The sequence below is a fragment of the Bartonella sp. AD328YNZD genome, assembly GCF_042196425.1.
Window position 1 is genome coordinate 1 of record NZ_JBHIQG010000822.1, and the last position, 580, is coordinate 580.

General features: G+C 36.4%; 2 pseudogenes. One reads left to right on the top strand and one right to left on the bottom strand.

The features are described from left to right. Positions 1–234 (bottom strand): annotated as a pseudogene (locus tag ACFIO3_RS15225) (lytic transglycosylase domain-containing protein); the annotation flags it as partial. A 253-nt stretch (positions 235–487) separates the two neighbouring features. Between ACFIO3_RS15225 and ACFIO3_RS15230 the strand changes: the two are divergent. Next, positions 488–580 (top strand): annotated as a pseudogene (locus ACFIO3_RS15230) (4-hydroxy-tetrahydrodipicolinate synthase); the annotation flags it as partial.

Consider the following 580-nt stretch of genomic DNA (forward strand, 5'->3'; position numbering starts at 1 on the left):
TAATCCAGCTTTTAGTTGTTTGAGTGTCACGGTATTGTACGATGTCGTGTGTCTCTGTTGAAGAGGTTCTTGAGCTTCTTGTTTTATGGCAATGGGGGTAGGACGTGTCGAAGGGATTGGTACTTTCCCATGTAAAAGCGGTGTTTGTGCAAGTGCACTTGAAAATAAAATTCTTATTGCCAGTATAAGTGCAGTAAAGGTTGATACGAAAAGAGAGGTGGAAAATACACGCATAGAGAAAAGACCTTGAGACCTTGCTTTTTGTAAAAAAAACTTAAGGTTTTTTAGAACACAAGCGTGAAAAACGCGTTAATATAGACGGTTTGTTTTAAAGAAATGTTCAACATTTAAGGAGGTCCATTTTCATCTTATGAGGGCTTTTTTTGAAATTCATCTTGCTTCAATGATAGAGCAAGATTATGCTCTATTTAAAATTTATAAAAGGCGATTATAAAAAAATAAAAGCAAACATTATAGGGAGTTTATCATGCTCAAGGGAGCTATAACTGCGCTTATCACCCCGTTTGATAACAAGGGCGCAATTGATGAGAAGGCATTTTGTGATTTTGTTGAATGGCAG